Raw genomic sequence first — 19635 nt, 5'->3', positions numbered from 1 at the left:
CTTCTGCACGGGCACGAAATGAATCTAGATTCATTTCCCATTGCTGCTCAATGCCCGATCTGCGTACTCTGATCGGTCTGTTGCTGCTGTGGTTGCTGGGGTGGCCCTCGGCTGCCTACGCGACATCGTCAACGTGCTACGGGCCAAGTAGCGTGACCATCAGCTCCTTCGGCACGGTTACCGTTCCGGCGAACACACCCGCAGGCACGCCTGTCGGCAACCCGCAGAGCGGGTCGGCTCTCTTCAGTTGCACCACAATCAACCCGACACCAAGCGTCACATTCACCGCAATCGGCCTCGCGGCTCTGGACGCTTCCGACACGCTAACCGGCGGCGTCATCACCTTCCAGACCAGTGTGACGGGCATTGCACTGCAATTGACACCCACTAATCCCAGCATCACCAGTCACACGGCCAGCGGCTTTACCGTCGGTTCCATCTCTCAGCCTTCCGGTTCGTTCACTCAGAGCTATTCCGCGCAACTGGTGAAGACCATATCGGGTGCGATCACACCAGGCCCGCTGGGCAGCATCACCCTGATCGGCAACTACACCGCTACCGTAAGCCAAGGCTCAGTCTCGTTCACGCCAGCGGGCAGTTTGACGCTCAGTGCCGGTACCACGATCGCGTCAAGCGGTTGCAATAGCTTGAATGTCTCGGTGACATTGCCTGCAATCTCTGCATCGCAATTGGGCACTACTGGGGCAACTGGTGGCATGACGCCCGTGCCGCTCAACCTCACGGGCTGCCCTGCCAGTGCACCAGTCTCGATCTCGTTCTCGGGCACACCCGCCACGGTCAGTGGAACGCCATCGGCCACCGTACTCGCTTCCAGTGGCTCCGCACTAAACGTCGGCGTGCAACTGCTGGACAGCAGCAGCTCGCCTGCCCCGGTGGATATTACGGGCAGTGTGAAAACGGCCTTGGGAACCACCTCGCCGTCAGGCAACCTGGGCGTTACGTATTACGCGCAGTATTACGCTACCGATGTGGCTGGCCCCGGCATCGTCAATGCCACGGCAACCTACACCTTGACTTATCCCTGAGTGGATTGATGTTCAATCGAACACCCAGCAACCAGCATGGGTTTCGCTTCCTGCTTTCCTGTGGCGTTCACGTAACCGCGGAGAAGGCACCGGGGAAATTAATCAGAGGACGATATCCTCGCCCATGCCGAACCAGGCGCATAGATAATCTCGGCTCATTCGTAGACCTGCGTGATCAATATCGGATCCGCTTCGGCAGCCCTGACATAATCGTTGAAGTAGCTCAATACGGGATCCGTTTCCGCATTTGATATATGGATCGCGGTTGTCGTGTAGACCTGCGAAGTGATGGCGGCCTCGCCCGATTTGGCGCAGCTATCTAAATGCGGCTGCCCCAATTCAGGGGCGCCAGCAACCCATGTCGCTATTCGCTCAGTAGTCGCGCTACACGTCGCTTCCACGATCGTCCCCGTGAAGGTGATCCGTCCACTTGCTGCACCTGTCGATTCGCTCGCCGCACTCACCTGCGGAATGCACAGCATTCCGACAACGGCGACGCTCATCCATGACCTGCTGGCCAACCACTTCATATCGCACCTCACAGCACCCCGTAGCGATTACGGGGCACCCAAGTGCATCAGCGTTATGAACCCAGACCTTGAGAACAGAATCGACTCTGTGCGTATGCGCACACTTAAACTGAGACGCTTATCACGTTTTAATGGTGACTGGAGATATTCCAGCAACGGGTCTGATCGCAGCGTGAAGAGGCCGAGGGTCGATTGATCGGCCGGAACATCCGCGCTGCGGATTGGCATGGACGATGCGTGCCGTGGTTGCCTCAGCGAGACGAGATGTACTTCTCGCGCCGGATCTGCGGCACCGGCAAGCCGAACTCCTTCAGCACGATGAAGGCCGCATCGACCATGTTCGGGTTGCCGCACAGGTAGGCAATGTCTCGATCGGCGTGCGGGCCGAGTTCGGCCAGCACGTTCTGCACATGGCCGCTGCGGTCGGTGGCGCGCGGGGTGGCGCGGGCTTCACGGCTGAGGCAGCCGTGGAAGATGAAGCCAGGATGGGTTTGCGCGAACGCCTCGAATTCTTCGCCGTAGAGCAGTTCGGCTTCGGTGCGGGCGCCGTACAGCAGCACCACTTCGCGGCCGCCTTTCGCCAGCAGCTTTTCGATCTGCGGCAGCATCGCGCGGTACGGCGTGACACCGGTGCCGGTGGCAAGCAGCAGGTAGCGCGGATGGGTGTCGGCGTCCTGCAGGCAGAAGCGGCCATACGGGCCGCTGGCGTCGATGATGCCGCCATTTTCGAGATCACCCAGCAGCTTGGTCGCCGCGCCACCCTCGACGTAGCTCACCGCGATCTCGATGCGCTGCACCGGTGAAACACCATCGCCCACGGTGGCGACCGAGTAGCTGCGCTTGGTCGCGGTGCCGTCCTCGTAATGGAAGTGCACCTGCAGGAACTGGCCCGGCACAAACGCCAAAGGCTGACCGTCGGCACGCTCGAACACGAGGTGGCGCACCGTGGGGACAAGCATGCGGCTGTCGACGAGGCGGAGCTGGAAGTGGTCGGCCATGTAGCGGATTCCGGGACAGTGAGTGCACCGGCAGGAACCGGGCGGTGGCATCAAGCCCGCTATAATAGGTGGCTGCGAGCCACCGACCAAGCTGCAAGGCACGCTCGGCTACCTGTTTTGCCGGTGCCAGGCATGTCCATGCAGCTGGTTTCCCTCGGCTTTCCCTCACCCGGCGCCATCCATGACCTCCACACCTGCACTCGTTGTCGACAACCTGCGCAAGACCTACAGCAACGGCGTGGAGGCCCTCAAGGGCATCTCGCTGACGGTGCAGCCTGGCGACTTCTTTGCCCTGCTCGGCCCCAACGGTGCCGGCAAATCCACCCTGATCGGCATCCTGTCCTCGCTGGTGAATTCCAGCGGCGGCGATGCGCAAGTCTTCGGCGTGTCGGTGAACAAGCAGCGCAGCGAGGCGATGCGGCTGATCGGCCTGGTGCCGCAGGAGATCAACTTCAACCAGTTCGAGAAGCCGTTCGACATCTGCGTGAACGAGGCGGGTTTCTACGGCATCCCGCGCAAGATCGCCGCCGAGCGCGCGGAGAAGTACCTGAAGGAACTGCGCCTGTGGGACAAGGCGCAGATGCAGGCACGCACCTTGTCCGGCGGCATGAAGCGCCGACTGATGATCGCCCGCGCGATGATGAACGAGCCGAAGCTGCTGATCCTCGACGAACCGACCGCCGGCGTGGATATCGAGATCCGCCGCTCGATGTGGCAGTTCGTCAGCGGCATCAACGCGGCCGGCACCACGGTGATCCTCACCACGCACTACCTGGAAGAAGCCGAGTCGCTGTGCCGCAATATCGCGATCATCGACCACGGCACGATCATCGAGAACACCAGCATGAAACGCCTGCTGGCAACGCTGGATGTGGAGACCTTCGTGCTGGACGTCGCCGCCATGCCCGACGAGCTTCCCAGCCTGCCCGGCGTCACTCTGCGCCGCCGCGACGAACACATGCTGGAGGCCGAGATGGCCCGCTCGCATGACCTCAACTCGCTGTTCGCGGCACTGTCCACGCACGGCATCATGGTGACCTCGATGCGCAACAAGACCAACCGGCTGGAGGAGCTGTTCGTACGGCTCGTCGAAGGCGGCCGCAACGGCAAGGAGCAGGCAGCATGAGCAATACCGCCGCCAACCTGGTCGCCCTCAACACCATCGTGCGCCGCGAGATCGTGCGCATCGTGCGGATCTGGACGCAGACGCTGATCCCGCCGGCGATCACCATGACGCTGTACTTCGTGATCTTCGGCAAGCTGATCGGCAGCCGCATCGGCACGATCCAGGGCGGCTTCAGCTACATGCAGTACATCGTGCCCGGCCTGGTCATGATGAGCGTGATCAACAACTGCTACGCCAACATCTCCAGCTCGTTCTTCGGCGCCAAGTTCAGCCGCGCGGTGGAGGAGATGCTGGTGTCGCCGATGCCGAACTGGGTGATCCTGCTCGGCTATGTCACCGGCGCGGTGGCGCGTGGGCTAGTGGTCGGTGCGATGGTGCTGGGCATTGCGTTGCTCTTCACTTCGCTGCACGTGGCGCACCCTTTCATCACCTTCCTGTCGGTGCTGCTTGGTGCCACGATTTTCTCGCTGGCCGGTTTCGTCAATGCGGTGTACGCGAAGAAGTTCGACGACATCGCGCTGGTGCCAACCTTCATCCTGACTCCGCTGACCTATCTCGGTGGCGTGTTCTACTCGGTGAAGATGCTCAGCGAGCCGTGGCAGGCGATCTCGCACGCCAATCCGATCCTGTACATGGTCAACGCGTTCCGCTTCGGCGTGCTGGGTATCAGCGACGTGGATGTGGGCGTGGCGTTCGTGGTGATGCTGGGCTTCGTGGTCGGGCTGTCGATCGTGGCGCTGCAGTTGCTCAAGCGCGGCGTCGGGCTGCGTTCGTAACGCATGCGCGTCAACAAATACATCAGCGAAGCCGGCCTGTGCTCGCGCCGCGAGGCGGATGATCTGCTGATCGCCGGCCGCGTCACCATCAACGGCGAGGTGGTCTCGACGGGTGCCAAGGCGCTCGAAGGCGACGAGGTACGCGTCGATGGCGAGATCGTGCGTGCGCGCATCCTCGCGGCCACGCCGGCGGCGAAGAAGGCGGTGTATATCGCTCTGAACAAACCGGTCGGCATCACCTGCACTACCGATCACGGCGTCGACGGCAATATCGTGGACTTCGTCGACCATCCGCAGCGGATCTTCCCGATCGGAAGGCTGGACAAGGATTCCGAGGGACTGATCCTGCTGACCAGCAACGGCGACATCGTCAACGAGATCCTGCGCTCGGAGAACCACCACGAGAAGGAATATCTGGTTGCGGTGAACAAGTCCGTCACCGACGAATTCCTCGCCGACATGGCCAAGGGCGTGCGCATCCACGGCCAGATGACCCAGCCCTGCCGCGTGCGCCGGATCGCCAAATTCGGCTTCTCGATCGTGCTGACCCAGGGCCTGAACCGGCAGATCCGGCTGATGGCTGCCGCGTTCGGTTATCGGGTGACTCAGCTGCGCCGCGTGCGCATCGTCAACGTGAAACTCGCCCACCTGAAGGTCGGGCAGTGGCGCAATCTCACCGAGGCGGAGCTGAAAGGCCTGCTGCCCGGGCGCACACAGTGGTGAGTGTTGCCTGGTGGCCTTACGCCGCCGGCAGACTCTGCAAATCCCAACGCGGATAAACCTGCACCGAGGCATCCTGATGCTGGCCGCTGGCCAGCCGGATCGCGCCGGCCAGTGCGATCATTGCGCCGTTGTCGGTGCAGAAGTCGAACCGCGGAAAATACACCTGGAAACCGTCCTTCGCGCCGGCTGTGGCGAGTTCGCTGCGCAATCTCCGGTTCGCGCCGACGCCACCGGCGATCACCAGCCGATGCGTGCCGCTGGCCTGCAAGGCGCGTCTGCACTTGATGATCAGCGTGTCGACGATCGCCTCCTCGAACGCCCGTGCGATATCGGCACGGGTCTGTTCGCTCTGATCCGACTTCTGCCAGGCCAGCAGCACCTGGGTTTTCAGACCGGAGAAGCTGAAATCCAGCCCCGGTCGGTCGGTCATCGGGCGGGAGAAGCGGAACGCGCCGGCACGGCCCTGCTCGGCCAGTTTGGCCAGCGCCGGGCCGCCCGGATACGGCAAACCCATCAGCTTGGCGGTCTTGTCGAACGCCTCGCCGGCGGCATCGTCCAGCGTATCGCCGAGGATCGTGTACTGGCCTATCGCCTTGACCTCGACCAGCATCGAATGGCCGCCGGACACCAGCAGCGCCACGAACGGCGGCTCCGGCGGGTTGTCCTCCAGCAGCGGCGCCAGCAGGTGGCCCTCCATGTGGTGCACCCCGATCGCCGGCACACCCAGCGCCCAGGCCAACGCGCGTCCGGCCGAAGCCCCCACCAGCAAGGCGCCGACCAGGCCGGGACCGGCGGTATAGGCCACCCCGCCTAGATCCTGCACGGTCAGGCCGGCCTCGGCCAGCGCTTCGCGGATCAGCGGCAGCAGCTTGCGTACGTGGTCGCGGCTGGCCAGTTCAGGCACCACTCCACCGTAGTCGGCATGCAGCTTGATCTGGCTATATAAGGTGTGCGCCAGCAGGCCACGGCCCGGCGCATCCGGCTCCCAGCGCAGCAACGCCACCCCGGTTTCATCGCACGAGGTTTCGATGCCAAGGATCGGTTTGTTCGCCGGCTTTGAAAATTCTGTGATATCCACGGTATAATTCGCGGCTCGCCCTATTTGACAGTCCCGTACATGCGGGCAGATTACCACTCGGAGTTTCCATGCCCAACGTAAAAGTTCGCGAGAACGAGCCGTTCGAGATTGCACTGCGTCGTTTCAAGCGTACCTGCGAGAAGGCCGGCGTCTTGGCTGAAACGCGCAAGCGTGAGTTCTATGAGAAGCCGACCCAGGAGCGCAAGCGCAAGCGCGCTGCCGCGGTGAAGCGTCACCTGCGTCGTCTGTCGCGTGACGTCTCGCGCAAAGTCCGTCTGTACTGAGTTTCCCCCGATCCGTCGCCTGTCGATGGATCATGCAGCGCCCCGGCGCCGCGCATAACAGGAAACACGGTCGGCGCGGGTTCTCGCAGCCACCGCAAGCTCTCGGATTCGAACTGGCCGGTGTTGTCCGCAAAGACAACGCCGGCTTTGTCGTTTCCGTAGAATGGATTCCCCACCTCCCAAGGCTCCCGCCATGACGCTCAAGCAGCAGCTCACCGAAGACATGAAAAACGCCATGCGCGGCGGCGAAAAGCACCGGCTGGGGGTGATCCGACTGATGCTGGCGGCGATCAAGCAGCGTGAAGTGGACGAGCGAATCGAGCTGGATGACGTGCAGGTGCTGGCTACGCTGGAGAAGATGCTCAAGCAGCGGCGCGATTCGGTCAGCCAGTTCGATGCCGCCCATCGCGAGGATCTGTCCGCGATCGAGCGTGCCGAGATGGTGGTGATCGAAACCTACCTGCCAAGCAAGCTGAACGAGGCGGAGATCGACGCCTTGATCGCAGCCGCGATCAGCGACACCGGTGCCAGTTCGGCCCGCGACATGGGCAAAGTGGTTGCTGCAGTGAAGGAAAAGGCCGCCGGCCGCGCCGACATGGCCGTGGTGTCCGGCAAGATCAAGGCAAAGCTGGCCGGCTGAGGCTTCAGCTGGCTCGTGTCGTCAGCAAAATTACGGCCAGCACCACCAGCAAGCCGGCAATGACTGCCGCCAGCGCCATACGTCGGCGGCGCCGGCGCAGTCGCTGCCAATTCGCCAGATCCAGGAAATAGCGCCCGTCGCCTGGGCAACGCAGCACCGCATGGCCCACCAGTTGGTGCCAGGCCATGCCCGGCTTCAGCCCCAACTGCTCTGCGCGACATGCCGTCGTCGCCGTGGTCGCGGCAGCCTGTTCGAAGGCACGCACGATCGCGCGCTGTTTGTGCACCATCACCGCCGTGATCACCATGCTTACTGTTCCGGTCGACCTGACCGTGCAGCTTGCCGGCCACGGCCGTTGACGGCAAGCCGGCGATGCATTGCGTTCACATCCAGCCCGTTACAAAAGCGCCACATGGCTCGCCGGGCCTCTCCCCCCCCTTCGGCGTGGCCGCTCATCGACGCAGGAAAATCGCATGATCAAGTGGGCCATCATTTTCGCCATCATCTCGCTGGTCAGCGGTTGGCTCGGTTTCGGCGGCGTCTCTGGCGCCAGCGCCACGATCGCCAAGGTGCTGTTTGCATGCTTCGTGATCCTGTTCCTACTGGCGCTGCTGGCCGTGATCGGTGTGATCCACCTGCTCTGACGGCTTTCAGTCACAAGGTCGGCACATGCCATAGCATGTGCCGGTCACGACTTGCTTCTACGCGATGGCGAGGCCGCTGACGCTGACTTGCGCAACACGGCTACAGCGTGCTCCAGCACAGGATCGCGACCTGCGTGAATGTCCGCCATCGTGGGCGCCACGGCAATATCCGGCGCGATGCCCTTGCCGACGAATTCGTGGCCATCGGGGTAGACGTCGCGTTTGGCACAGATGCGCGCCTTGCCGCCGCCCGGCAAATCGAACTGCAGAGGACTGCCGGTACTGCCACCGGTGGTCTCGCCCACCAGCACCCCACGCTGCATGGCGTCGAACATCATGGCGAAATCCTCGGCGGCCGAAAACGTGCGTGGGCCAATCAACATCGCAACCGGGCCATTGAAATGCTCTGCGTGCTTCTGCTCGAAGGGTTCGTCGGTATCGGGCAACGGGCGCCAACTCATCCACGTCTCGCCATTGGCGTGCGCTGCCGGCGAATAGATGCGGGTTGTCGAATGCGCACCGGGTACCGGCTGCTGACTCAGATAGCTGAGAATGATCTGACCCGGCCTGCTGGAACCACCACCATTGCGCCGCACATCGAGAATCAGCCCTCGGGCCTGCCGGATCTGCGGCCATGCCTGCTCGAAGGCTTTCACCGCACGATCGTCGGCGAACTCGTCCAGCGAGAGGTAGGCAATGTCGCCCTTGAGCAACTGCCACTGGAACATGGAACGTGGCCGCGCGTCTGGATCCTGCTCGCGCGAAAGCGTCGCGGTGCGCATGCGTCCCGCGGCATCGCGCAAACCCAGCGTCACCGGTTGACGATGATCGCCATGAAGCAGCCCGTAGGTATACATGCGCACAGCGCGATCCTGCGATGTGCTGCTGCTCACATAGGGCGCCACGCGCTCTTCGGCATAACGACGGACCTCCATGCCATCGATGCTGACGATCTCGTCTCCGACATGCACCCCGGCCACCGCTACACGCGGGCTGTTCACCGCCAACACCAACACGTGGCCCTCGACCAGCCCGGTGGTCAACGCCGGATTGGCGTAGAACTCGTCCTGGATCGACACCGGCGGATAGATATTGGTGTGCCCGTCGTGCAGCAAGGGAGCCAGCCGCATCAGCACGTCGTAATAATTGTGCAGGCTCTTGGCAGCCATCACCTTCGGCAGAAAATCCAGGTAGACCTGATCCCAGTCCAGCCCCGGCACATGGTCGAAATAGACGAAGTTGTACTTGGCCTGCGACCAGAACAGCGACAGCCCGGCGATACGATGCGCCTCGTCGGGCATGCTGCCGGCCGGCGTGGCGAACGCGGTATCGGCCCATAGCCGGTTGTTCGCGCGCAAGGTCGCCAGGAGAGCCTGGAAACGGGGCTCATCGCGCAGGCTGGCGAGCGCGGGCTCGCTCTCGTAGTACTTGAGCGCCCCCCCCGTACCAGGCATCGGCCAGCATCGCGTCGAGCGCATCCAGCGCCTCCTGTTTGCGTCCTTCCAGCGCAAGCACCTCGGCCAGGTCCCGATTGACGTCGCTGCGACGACTGGCCAGGTAGACGTTGCCATTCCCCAGGCGCCTCACCTCCGTCGCATTCAGAATCGCCAGGGCTTGGCGCAAGGTGGCTTCCGCTTCCTGCAGTTGCTTCGGATCGGGATGCTCCGGATCGGCCAGCTTGCCCGCCTTGTCGCGCAGACCCTGCACCTGATCGTAGATCTGCATGGCCCGATCCGGTGGATCGCCCGCCCATGCCATCCCCGCCATTGAAAACAGCAATGCCATCAGTAGCTTCTGCCACATATCCCGCAGCTCCCTTAATTCGTCCCGGCGACACTCTACAATGCTCGGCATGCGCGGCCTGATCCCCGACAGTTTCATCGATGAACTGCTAGCCCGCGTCGACATCGTCGACGTGATCGAGCGACGCGTGCCGCTGAAGAAGGCCGGGCGCGAGTGGACGGCGTGCTGCCCGTTCCACAACGAGCGCTCGCCGTCGTTCTACGTGAGCCCGGCCAAGCAGTTCTTCCATTGCTTCGGCTGCGGCGTGCATGGCAGTGCGATCAAGTTCCTGATGGATTACGACCGGCTGGAATTTCCCGACGCGGTTGAGGAACTGGCACAGACGGTCGGCTTGAAGGTGCCGCGCGAAGGCGGTCGCGAGGCCGCGCCGCGCGAGGACAAGACCGACCTCTACGCGCTGCTGGATGCCGCCGCCAGCTGGTACGAAGCCGAATTGCCGCGCAACGCCGACGCACAGGCCTACTGCAAAAAACGGGGACTGGACGCGGAAACGATCCAGCGCTTCCGCCTCGGCTGGGCGCCGGCCGGCTACGACGGCGTGATCAAGTCGCTGGGCAACAGCCCGCGGCGGATGGAGCTGTTGAACGAGGCCGGCATGGTCGCCAGCAGCGAGCGCGGCAGCAAGTACGATCGTTTCCGCGAGCGGCTGATGTTCCCGATCCTCGACCGCCGCGGCCGAGTGATTGCGTTCGGCGGCCGCGTTCTATCTTCGGAGCAGTCTCCCAAATACCTCAACTCCCCCGAGACGCCGCTGTTCCACAAGGGCCGCGAGCTGTTCGCGCTGTGGCAGGTCAAGCAGGCCAACGCGAACCTGCAGCGGATCGTGGTGGTCGAGGGCTACATGGACGTGATCGCGCTGCATCAGGCCGGTCTGCCGATCGCGGTGGCCACGCTGGGCACGGCAACCACGCCGGAGCACACCGAGGTGCTGTTCCGCGCCGCGCCGGACGTGGTGTTCTGTTTCGATGGTGACCGTGCCGGCCGCGCCGCCGCGTGGAAGGCGCTGGAGTCAGCGCTGCCGCGATTGCGTGACGGGCGCCAGGCGTATTTCCTGTTCCTGCCCGATGGCGAAGATCCGGATTCACTGGTGCGCAAGGAAGGCAAGGACGGCTTCGAGCAGCGCATCAAGCAAGCGATGCCGCTGTCGGATTATTTCTTCAACGAGCTATCGCACGACGTGGAAATGGGTAGTCTCGACGGTCGCGCGCGACTGGCCGAACGTGCCCGCCCGTTGATCGCGAAATTGCCTGATGGTGCGTTCCGCGACCTGATGGCGCAGGAGCTGGAGAAGCGCAGTGGCGCCCGCGCCATGCTGCAGGCCGATCCCGTCGCGCAGCCCGCCGGGCAACGGCCCGTGGCAGTACAGCGCAGTCTGGTGCGCAGCGCGATCTCGCTGTTGCTGGCGCAGCCGGGGTTGGCCGATCAGGTGGAAAAACCGTATCGCTTCCTGCGCCTGGACAAGCCTGGCGTGGAGCTGCTGGCCGAATTGCTCGACATCGCACGATCGCGGCCCGGCATCAATTCCGCGATGCTGGTGGAACACTTCGCCGAGCGGCCGGAATATCCCTCACTGCAGAAGCTGATGGCGGCGTTATCGGTCGGTGAACTGGAAACCCAGAGCATGGAGTTCCTCTCGGCGCTCGATCGTATGGAACACCAATCGCTGATCCAGCGTCGCAACTTCCTCAGCGCCCGGCGCGATAAGCTCAGCGATGACGAGAAAGCGGAGTTACGCACACTGCTGCCACTTCGCGAACAGATGAGCACCAAGTCATGACTTGCGCCACCACGGCAAGTCGTCGGTCGTTGCGCGTTTCGGCCGGTACAGGGAACTCCGTACATGAGGCATGGACATAGATGGACCTGCTGCAACACCTGATCACGATCTTCGCCGAGAACGGCTACGTCGCGGTGTTCATCGCGTTGATGATCTGCGGCGCCGGCCTGCCGTTGCCGGAGGACATCACCCTGGTTGCCGGCGGCGTGATCGCCGGGCTCGGTTTTGCGAACGTGCACGCGATGTTCGCGCTGGCGATGTTCGGCGTGCTGTTGGGCGACTCCGCGATTTTCCTGCTTGGTCATCATTACGGTGCGCGCATCCTGCAGTGGCGCTTCGTGGCACGCGTGCTGACGCCTTCGCGCTATGCCAAGGTGCAGCAAAAATTCGAGCACTACGGCAATCGCATGCTGTTCATCGCACGCTTCCTGCCCGGCATGCGCACCACGGTCTACCTCACCGCCGGCATGACCCATCGAGTGTCATTCCTGCGCTTCCTGCTGCTCGACAGCGTCGCTGCGCTGATCAGCGTGCCGTTCTGGGTCTACCTGGGCTACTTCGGCGCGGACAACCACGAGTGGCTGGTGAAGTGGATCCGGCGCGGCCAGGGCAGCCTGTGGGCACTCGTCGGCATCCTGGTGCTGACCATGCTGGTGCTGTGGTGGCGGCACCGTCGCCGGACGCGCTGCGGGCAGGATTGAGTCGCCGTTCAACGACGGCTGAAAAATGCCGCAAACGCCTCGACCGTGCGCTCGATGTCGGCATCGCTGATATCCAGATGCGTCACCAGTCGCAACGTGGGCAGGTAACCGATGCTGATGCGGATGCCGGCCTCGCGCAGATGGACGTCCAGATCGCGCAGGCGTTCGGCCGGCACGTCGATGAAAACCATGTTGGTGTACTGGCCGAGCAGGTCGATACCGGCGATCTCGCGCAAGCGACCGGCCAGGTACGCCGCCCGGTTGTGATCGTCGGCCAGTCGCGCCACGTGGTGATCCAATGCGTACAGACCGGCCGCCGCGAGGATGCCGGCTTGCCGCCAGCCGCCGCCGGTGACCTTGCGCCAGCGGCGCGCCTTGTCGATCAGCGCGTGCGAACCGACCAGCACCGAGCCCACCGGCGCACCAAGCCCCTTCGACAGGCAGATCGACACGGTGTCGAAATGCCGTGCGATTTCGCGCGCCGGCACCTCGCAGGCGACTGCGGCGTTGTACAACCGCGCACCGTCCAGGTGCAGGCCGAGGCCGTGCGAACGCGCCACGTCGTGCGCGGCGGTGAGGTAATCCAGCGGCAACGTACGACCGTGCCAGGTATTTTCCAGCGCCAGCAGGCGGGTGCGCGCGAAGTGCGGATCGACCGGCTTGATCGCCGCCTCGATGCTCTTCAGCGGCAACGTGCCGTCGGCCGCGTGCACGATCGGCTGCGGCTGGATCGAGCCGAGTACCGCCGCACCACCACCCTCGAACTTGTAGGTATGCGCGTCCATGCCGACCAGGTATTCGTCGCCGCGTTCGCAATGCGCCAGCAGCGCCAGCAGGTTGGACTGCGTGCCGCTGGGCACGAACAGCCCGGCGTCGAAACCGAGCTCGTCGGCCAGCCGCTGCTGCAGCGCATTGACGGTGGGATCCTCGCCGTAGACGTCGTCGCCCACCTCCGCCGCCAGCATCGCCGCGCGCATCGCGGTCGTGGGCCGGGTCACGGTGTCGCTGCGCAGGTCGATTACATCCACGGCAAAGTCCTCTCGATCAGGAAACCCCAGCAGCTTGATCGGTCGCGTGACAACGAGCAACCCATCGGTGCTGCCAGCTCCCGTCCACTGACCGATTCAGCTGGCCTGCAGTAGTAGCATGGCGAAATTCGCAGTGTGCAGTCACGCATCCAAGGGGTTTTATCGTCGTGTCGATCCTGCGTCTTTATCTGCGCGTACTCGGGTTGCTCGCGCCCGAACGGAAGCTGGCGATCACGCTGGCGCTGGCGAATCTCGCGCTGGCCGGCGTGTATTTCCTCGAACCGCTGCTGTTCGGTCGCGTGGTCGACGCGTTGGCGGCACCGGGCCCGAGTCACGCGCCAAGGCTGATCGCATGGTGGGCGCTGGCCGGGTTCGGCGGTGTGCTCGCCAGCGTGTGGGTGTCGCTGCATGCCGATCGCCTCGCGCATCGGCGCCGGCTGGCCGCGATCGCCGCGTTCTTCGAACATGCGGCGGCGTTGCCGCTGGCATTCCACGGCGAGCACCACACTGGCCGGCTCGCGCGGATCATGAACAACGGCGTCAGCAACCTGTTCAATCTGTGGCTGAGCTTCTTCCGCGAGCATCTCGCCACCCTGCTGTCGATCTTCGTGATGATCCCGATCGCCTTGGCGATGAACTGGAAGCTGGCACTGCTGATGATCGCGCTGATGATCAGCTTCGCCGTCTCCAATGCGATCGCAGTGCAGCGCACGCACAAGGCGCAAGGCGAAGTGGAGGAGTTGCACCACGAGATCGCCACCCGCGCCGGCGATGTATTCGGCAATGTCACCGTGGTGCAGAGTTTTACCCGGCTCAGTGCCGAGGCCGCCGCGCTGAAGGAGATGATGACGCGCGTGCTGGCGGCGCAGTATCCGGTGCTGCGCGGCTGGGCGATCCTGTCGGTACTGAATCGCGCGGCCAGCACGCTGACTATCGTGGCGATCTTCGCGCTCGGCACCACCCTTCATGCGCGCGGCGAAGTGACGGTAGGCGGCATCGTCAGCTTCGTGGGCTTCTCGATGATGCTGATTGGCCGGCTCGAACAGTTCGCCAGCTTCATCTCCGGCCTGTTCTTCCAGACCCAGTCGCTGCACGACTACTTCGCCGTGCTCGACCAGCGCCCCGCGATCGTCGAACCGACCGATGCCATCGAGCTGCCTCGCGTGCGTGGCGAGGTGGTGTTCGACCAGGTCAGCTTTGGCTATGACCCGGTGCAACCGGCGTTGCATGAGCTGAGCTTTCGCGCCGCTCCCGGCAGCACGATCGCGCTGGTCGGTCCGACCGGCGCCGGCAAGACCACCGCGCTCAGCCTGCTCTATCGCGCCTACGATCCGTCCGGCGGCCGGATCACCATCGACGGCCACGACATCCGCGCGGTCACGCTCGATTCGCTGCGCCGAAACATCGGCGTGGTGTTCCAGGATCCGGGCATGTTCTACCGCTCGATCCTCGACAATCTGCGCGTGGGCAAGCCGGATGCCGACCTTGCCGAGATCGAGAAAGCAGTCGCCGCCGCCGAGGCAGCCACCTTCATCGCGAACAAGCCGGAAGGTCTGGAGACCCTGGTCGCCGAGCGCGGCCGCTCGCTGTCCGGCGGCGAGCGCCAGCGGCTGGCGATCGCCCGCGCGATGCTGAAGGACGCGCCGATCCTGGTGCTCGACGAGGCCACCAGCGCACTGGACAACGCCACCGAAGCACGCATCCAGCGCGCGCTCGATGCACTGACTAGGAACCGCACTACCTTCGTGATCGCGCACCGGCTCTCCACCGTGCGCAATGCCGACCTGATCCTGGTGCTGGATCAGGGCCGACTGGTGGAACAGGGCCGCTTCGACGAGCTGATCCGCCAGGGTGGCCTATTCGCGCAACTGGCCGAGGGCGGCAAGTTCACGCCGGATGCGCAGGTGCCCGCCGACCCCGGCGTGGAAACCGCCGAATCACTGGCGATGCTGGATTGAACCGTCCGCGGCGCACTGACGGCCATCAACCACCCTCGACCACTCAGGCGCTCCGGCGGAAATACAGCCACGCCGCCAACGCCAGGATCAAGGCCGGCAACAGATTGGCCAGCAGCGGAGGCATGCCGTAGACCGTACCGAAATTCACCATCGCCTGTTGCAGGAAGTACCAGCCGATCGCCAGCAACATGCCGATGAACATGCGCTTGCCCAGGCCACCGGAGCGCAGCGCACCGAACGCGAACGGCATCGCGCACAACACCAGCACCAGCACATTCAGCGGATACAGCGCACGGCCCCAGAACGCCACCGCGTAACTGCCCGGGCTCTCGCCGTTGCTTTCCAGGTAGTTCATGTTGCGGCGCAGGTCGCGCATGGACAGGTATTGCGGCTGGATCACCGACTGCGCCAGCACCTGCGGATTGAGGCTGGACTGCCACGGCTGGCTGGCGATCAGGGTGGTATGCGTGCCCTGCGCATCGAGCGTGGTGCTGCGCACGTCCCGCAAGATCCATTCATGGCCGTCGTGTTCGGCCGTCTTCGCCCATTCGAAACGGCTGAGCTGACCATCGGCGGTGAAGGTAAACACGCGCACGTCGCTCAACTGCACCGTGCCCACGCCATCATGTCGTTTCAGCGAGGTGCCACGGGCGTTGATGAAGCTGTTGCCATCGCGCGCCCACAGGCCGCTGTTGGTACCCATGCCGAGGTCGGCGGATTTCATCCGCAGCTGCATCGTCTGCGCCTGTTGATCGCCCCATGGCGCCGCTGTTTCGCCGAGGATCACCACACCGACGATCAGCACCGCCACCACGCCGACCGCCGATCCCGCGATGCGCAGCCGCGACATACCGGCTGCACGCAGCGCGGTGAGTTCGCCGGTGCCGGCGAGGCCGCCGAGGCCGAGCAGACCACCGATCAGCGCGGCATTGCCGAACATTTCGTAAGCGCGGCGCGGAAACGTCACCAGCACATAGACGACCGCGTTGCTCAGCGTGTAGCCGTTTTTGCCGACATGGACGAGCTGGCGCAGGAACTGGGTCACTGCATCGAAGCCGGTCAGCACCAGCCACACCATCAGCAGCGAACCGAGCACGCTCATCGCCACCAGCCGGTCGACCCGTTTGACGTTGAATATGCCGTTGAGGGACAGACTCATGCCGGCATACCCGCTTGCGGTTGGCGCAGCTTGCGCGGCGAATACTGTTTCCACAGCATCCAGCCGGCCAGCGCCAGCACCACCGCATGCAGCGCCCACAACGGCGCCTCACTGTGCCAATGGCCCTTGCCGATCTGCGCGCGGCCGAGCGCCAGCAGCGTGTTGTAGAGGAAGAAACTCACCAGCGCCAGCAACAGCCGGCCGTAACGCGATTCACGCGGGTCCTGCCGCGACAGCGGCAATGCCAGCAACAGCAGCACCAAGGTCAGCGGCGGCGCATTCGCGCGCCAGGCGAACTCGGCCCGATCATCCGGATCGCTCGACTGGGCCAGCGTCCAGCTGCCCTTCGAGTGGGCCGGGTCTTCGTCGTCGTCGCTGGCCTGCACGCTGGAAAGCGAAGTGTCGTTGCGCTCGTAGCGCATCTGCCGCCAGTTGTCGGCGCCCAGCGGGATCTCGTATTGCCAGCCGTCCTTGAACGCGATGAAACGGCCATTGCCGTCGCTCTCCTGATACAGTTCGCCGTTGGCCGCGTAGACGACTTTCAGATGCGGCGGCCCTTTCCTGGGATCACTCTGGGTCGCGACAAACGTGCGGCCCAGCTTGCTGCCGTCGCGACTCAGGCTGTCGACGAAAATGATGCCGCCCTTGCCCGGCAGGTTGGTGAAGCGACCCGCATCCAGGCCGGCTGCGATCACCGAACGGTTCGCCGCAGCCACCATCGCGTCGCTGGTGCGCACGGCCCATGGCCCCAGCCATAACGACACCACCGAGGTGATCACCACCAGCACCACGCCGAGGAGCAGCACCGGTCGCAACAGACCACGCGGCCCCATGCCGGAGGAGGCAAGCACGTGCATCTCGCTCTCGCGGTACATCCGGCCCAGGCCCATCAGCACACCGATGAAGCTGGCCAGCGGCATCATGTTGGTCAATCCGTCCAACGTGCGCAGACCCAGCACCTGGAACATCACGCTGGCCGGGAAACTGCCGTTGGCGACCTGCTGCAGCACCTTGGCAAACGCACTGCCAGCGACAATCACCAGCAACACCACCACGGTGGCGGCCACGGTCTGCGCCAGTTCGCGCAGGAAATAGCGGTCGAGGATGCTCAGCATGCGATAAACTTGTCCGCTTACTCGCCGCGCCCGATCGGGCCGGCAAACCGCAAGTCTAGCCTGTCCGGCCGCTGCCGGGCCCATGCAGGAACTACCCCGATGACACTCCAGTTCAGCCTCGGCACCGCCGCCCCCGAAACCGTCGACACCGCCTGCGTGCTGGTCGGCGTGTACGAACACGGTGTGCTGACCAGCGCTGCGGCGCAGCTGGACAGCGTGGCCGGCGGACTGATCAAGCGCCAGGTGGAAAGCGGCGACATCAGCGGCAAGGCCGGCAGCAGCACGCTGCTGTTTGCGCCGGCCGGAGTCACCGCCAGGCGCGTACTGGTGGTGGGCTTGGGCACGCAGAAGTCGTTCGATGCCGCGCGCTTCCAGAAAGTGAACATCGAAGCGGCCCGTGCACTCGGCCGCCTGCCGGTCGCCGACGCGGTGTCGTATCTGACCGAAGTGGACGTGCCGGGCCGCGACAGCGCCTGGCGTGTGCGCATCGCCGCGCTGGCCAGCGACTATGCGGCCTATCGCTACACCGCCACGTTCAAACCGCGCGACAAGAGCAAGCAGCCGGAACTGGCCACGCTCACGTTCGCCGCCGCAGCCGACGCGCAGGCGGGCCTCGACCAGGCTCTAGCCATCGCCGAGGGCGTGCGCTTCGCCCGCGAGCTGGCCAACCTGCCGCCGAACATCTGCAACCCGGCCTATATCGCGACGCAGGCGCAGACCTTCGCCGACACCCAGGACAAGGTCAGCTGCACAGTGCTCGATGAGGTCGAGATGGAGAAGCTCGGCTTCGGCTCGCTGCTGGCGGTAAGCCGCGGCTCGGTCAACAAGCCGCGGCTGATCGCACTCGAGTACAAGGGCGGCAACGATGGCGACAAGCCGTATGCGTTCGTCGGCAAGGGCGTCACCTTCGACTCCGGCGGCATCAGCCTGAAACCCGGCGCCGGCATGGAAGAGATGAAGTTCGACATGGGCGGCGCGGCCGGCGTGCTCGGCGCGTTTGTCGCCGCGGTGAAGATGGGCCTCAAGCTCAATCTGGTCTGCGTGGTGCCGAGCGTGGAGAACATGCCCGACGGCGACAGCTACCGCCCCAGCGATGTGCTGACCAGCTTGTCCGGCCTCACCATCGAAGTACTCAACACCGACGCCGAAGGCCGGCTGATCCTGTGCGACGCGCTGACCTGGACCGCGCAGAAATTCCAGCCGCAGGCGCTGATCGACGCTGCCACGCTCACCGGCGCCTGCGTGATCGCGCTGGGCAAGCATGCCACTGGCCTGATGAGCAAGCACGACGACCTCGCCGCCGAGCTGCTCGCCGCCGGTGAGGAAACCCTCGACCGCGCCTGGCGCCTGCCGCTGTGGGACGACTACCAGACCCAGCTCGACTCCGGCTTTGCCGACGTCGCCAACATCGGCGGCAAGAGCGCCGGCGCGATCACCGCCGCCTGCTTCCTGTCGCGCTTCACCGACGGCCAGCGCTGGGCGCATCTGGACATCGCCGGCACCGCCTGGGACGAAGGCCGCAAGGGCCTGGCGACCGGCCGGCCGGTCGCGCTGCTGGCGCAGTGGCTGCTGGATCGCGCCGGCTGAGCGCACCACGGAGCCGACCTGCCATGCCACGCGCCGACTTCTATCTGATCGACAAGCCGCGTTTCCGCGAACAGCCGCTACTGCTGGTCTGCGAGCTGACCAAGAAGGCGTTCGCGGCGCAGCAGCCGACCTTGATCCTGACCCGCGATTACGCGCAGGCCGAAGCGGTCGACGAGCTGCTGTGGGCCTTCGACGAAGACGTGATGATTCCGCACCAACTGGCCGGCGACGACGATGACGCGGCGACTGCCGTGCTGATCGTGCCGCCGGGCATCGACACGGCCGATCGTCCGCTGCTGATCAACTTGCGCGAGACCTGTCCCGGTGGTCATTACCAGCGCGTGCTGGAAGTGGTGGCGGCCGACCCGGCCGAACGCGACGGCTCACGCACGCGCTGGCGCGAGTATCAGCGGCTCGGTTTCGAGCTGCACAAGAACGACATGTAACTCAGGCGAGATCGACTGCCGGCGGTGAGGTCGCCGCCGGCAGTCGTGCCAGCGCAGCAGCCAGCTGTCCGCCGCTGAGCGGCTTGCGCAGGAAACCGTCCATCCCTACTGCACGCGCATGCAGCTCATCCTCGCTACCGGTACGCGCGGTCACCGCGATGATCGGCAAGTGCGGCCCAGCCTGTTCGCGCTGACGGATCAACCGCGCGATCTGGA

22 protein-coding genes are annotated in these 19635 nt (G+C 64.5%); 12 read left to right on the top strand and 10 right to left on the bottom strand.

The genetic code is table 11. The annotated features are described in order from the left end of the window. Positions 1-152: 152 nt before the first annotated feature. Positions 153-1046: a fimbrial protein gene (locus IE071_RS15005; protein WP_189442376.1), complete on the top strand. Its 894-nt coding sequence runs from the start codon at positions 153-155 to the stop codon at positions 1044-1046. Between the two features lie 155 nt (positions 1047-1201). Here the strand turns inward: IE071_RS15005 and IE071_RS15000 are convergent, their stop codons facing one another. Then, positions 1202-1549 (bottom strand): hypothetical protein, encoded by a 348-nt coding sequence (locus tag IE071_RS15000; protein ID WP_189442374.1) that lies wholly within the window; start codon positions 1547-1549, stop codon positions 1202-1204. A gap of 278 nt (positions 1550-1827) precedes the next feature. Next, complete coding sequence (locus IE071_RS14995) at positions 1828-2574, bottom strand: FAD-binding oxidoreductase (protein ID WP_189442372.1); 747 nt, start codon at positions 2572-2574, stop codon at positions 1828-1830. Between the two features lie 181 nt (positions 2575-2755). On the opposite strand from IE071_RS14995, the gene IE071_RS14990 reads away from it, so the two are divergent. The 3 genes from IE071_RS14990 to IE071_RS14980 are packed head-to-tail and all read left to right on the top strand — an operon-like array spanning position 2756 to position 5199. After that, positions 2756-3700: an ABC transporter ATP-binding protein gene (locus tag IE071_RS14990; protein ID WP_189442370.1), complete on the top strand. Its 945-nt coding sequence runs from the start codon at positions 2756-2758 to the stop codon at positions 3698-3700. After that, positions 3697-4476, top strand: coding sequence for an ABC transporter permease (locus IE071_RS14985; RefSeq protein ID WP_077519077.1), 780 nt, complete (start codon positions 3697-3699; stop codon positions 4474-4476). The genes IE071_RS14990 and IE071_RS14985 overlap by 4 nt, the downstream gene beginning before the upstream one ends. 3 nt (positions 4477-4479) lie before the next feature. After that, entirely contained in the window at positions 4480-5199 is a 720-nt protein-coding gene (locus IE071_RS14980; RefSeq protein WP_189442368.1) for a pseudouridine synthase, read from the top strand. A gap of 16 nt (positions 5200-5215) precedes the next feature. Here IE071_RS14980 and tsaD read toward each other — a convergent pair whose 3' ends face one another. Beyond that, complete coding sequence (gene tsaD / locus IE071_RS14975) at positions 5216-6277, bottom strand: tRNA (adenosine(37)-N6)-threonylcarbamoyltransferase complex transferase subunit TsaD (RefSeq protein WP_229792935.1); 1062 nt, start codon at positions 6275-6277, stop codon at positions 5216-5218. A 68-nt stretch (positions 6278-6345) separates the two neighbouring features. Between tsaD and rpsU the strand changes: the two genes are divergently transcribed. Further along, a complete protein-coding gene (gene rpsU, locus IE071_RS14970; protein WP_007081639.1) occupies positions 6346-6561 on the top strand; it encodes a 30S ribosomal protein S21 in 216 nt (71 codons plus the stop codon). Between the two features lie 193 nt (positions 6562-6754). After that, entirely contained in the window at positions 6755-7201 is a 447-nt protein-coding gene (locus tag IE071_RS14965) for a GatB/YqeY domain-containing protein (RefSeq protein ID WP_189442367.1), read from the top strand. A 4-nt stretch (positions 7202-7205) separates the two neighbouring features. Here IE071_RS14965 and IE071_RS14960 read toward each other — a convergent pair whose 3' ends face one another. After that, positions 7206-7508, bottom strand: a complete 303-nt coding sequence (locus IE071_RS14960; protein WP_189442365.1) for a hypothetical protein — start codon at positions 7506-7508, stop codon at positions 7206-7208. A 166-nt stretch (positions 7509-7674) separates the two neighbouring features. On the opposite strand from IE071_RS14960, the gene IE071_RS14955 reads away from it, so the two are divergent. Next, complete coding sequence (locus IE071_RS14955) at positions 7675-7845, top strand: DUF1328 domain-containing protein (RefSeq protein ID WP_189442362.1); 171 nt, start codon at positions 7675-7677, stop codon at positions 7843-7845. 44 nt (positions 7846-7889) lie between these two features. Here IE071_RS14955 and IE071_RS14950 read toward each other — a convergent pair whose 3' ends face one another. Beyond that, a complete protein-coding gene (locus tag IE071_RS14950; protein WP_229792934.1) occupies positions 7890-9299 on the bottom strand; it encodes a S41 family peptidase in 1410 nt (469 codons plus the stop codon). Beyond that, entirely contained in the window at positions 9232-9630 is a 399-nt protein-coding gene (locus tag IE071_RS15890) for a hypothetical protein (protein ID WP_229792933.1), read from the bottom strand. The genes IE071_RS14950 and IE071_RS15890 overlap by 68 nt, the downstream gene beginning before the upstream one ends. A 67-nt stretch (positions 9631-9697) precedes the next feature. Between IE071_RS15890 and dnaG the strand changes: the two genes are divergently transcribed. After that, a complete protein-coding gene (dnaG, locus tag IE071_RS14945) occupies positions 9698-11425 on the top strand; it encodes a DNA primase (RefSeq protein WP_189442359.1) in 1728 nt (575 codons plus the stop codon). Between the two features lie 80 nt (positions 11426-11505). After that, positions 11506-12126 (top strand): DedA family protein, encoded by a 621-nt coding sequence (locus IE071_RS14940; RefSeq protein ID WP_189442358.1) that lies wholly within the window; start codon positions 11506-11508, stop codon positions 12124-12126. An 8-nt stretch (positions 12127-12134) separates the two neighbouring features. On the opposite strand, the gene ltaE is transcribed toward IE071_RS14940, so the two are convergent. Then, positions 12135-13154 carry a low-specificity L-threonine aldolase gene (gene ltaE, locus IE071_RS14935; RefSeq protein WP_189442356.1) on the bottom strand — a complete coding sequence of 340 codons (1020 nt, stop codon included), beginning with the start codon at positions 13152-13154 and terminating at the stop codon, positions 12135-12137. Positions 13155-13321: 167 nt separating this feature from the next. Here ltaE and IE071_RS14930 point away from each other — a divergent pair, with 167 nt between their 5' ends. After that, entirely contained in the window at positions 13322-15112 is a 1791-nt protein-coding gene (locus IE071_RS14930; RefSeq protein ID WP_189442354.1) for a glucan ABC transporter ATP-binding protein/ permease, read from the top strand. A gap of 43 nt (positions 15113-15155) precedes the next feature. Here IE071_RS14930 and lptG read toward each other — a convergent pair whose 3' ends face one another. Then, positions 15156-16271 (bottom strand): LPS export ABC transporter permease LptG, encoded by a 1116-nt coding sequence (lptG, locus tag IE071_RS14925; RefSeq protein WP_189442352.1) that lies wholly within the window; start codon positions 16269-16271, stop codon positions 15156-15158. Then, positions 16268-17386, bottom strand: coding sequence for an LPS export ABC transporter permease LptF (lptF, locus tag IE071_RS14920; RefSeq protein WP_189442350.1), 1119 nt, complete (start codon positions 17384-17386; stop codon positions 16268-16270). The genes lptG and lptF overlap by 4 nt, the downstream gene beginning before the upstream one ends. A 99-nt stretch (positions 17387-17485) precedes the next feature. Here lptF and IE071_RS14915 point away from each other — a divergent pair, with 99 nt between their 5' ends. Together IE071_RS14915 and IE071_RS14910 are read left to right on the top strand one after the other, a co-directional pair. After that, a complete protein-coding gene (locus IE071_RS14915; RefSeq protein WP_189442348.1) occupies positions 17486-18973 on the top strand; it encodes a leucyl aminopeptidase in 1488 nt (495 codons plus the stop codon). Between the two features lie 23 nt (positions 18974-18996). Beyond that, positions 18997-19419 carry a DNA polymerase III subunit chi gene (locus IE071_RS14910; RefSeq protein ID WP_189442345.1) on the top strand — a complete coding sequence of 141 codons (423 nt, stop codon included), beginning with the start codon at positions 18997-18999 and terminating at the stop codon, positions 19417-19419. A gap of 1 nt (position 19420) precedes the next feature. Here the strand turns inward: IE071_RS14910 and IE071_RS14905 are convergent. Next, the coding region (locus tag IE071_RS14905; RefSeq protein ID WP_189442343.1) for a response regulator at positions 19421-19635 on the bottom strand (215 nt) is incomplete at its 5' end.

Origin of the sequence: Rhodanobacter panaciterrae, assembly GCF_014651895.1 — a bacterium.
Classification (GTDB): Bacteria; Pseudomonadota; Gammaproteobacteria; order Xanthomonadales; family Rhodanobacteraceae; genus Rhodanobacter; species Rhodanobacter panaciterrae.
Note: the sequence above shows the minus strand (reverse complement) of the source record. Positions and strands in the feature narration are given on the sequence as shown.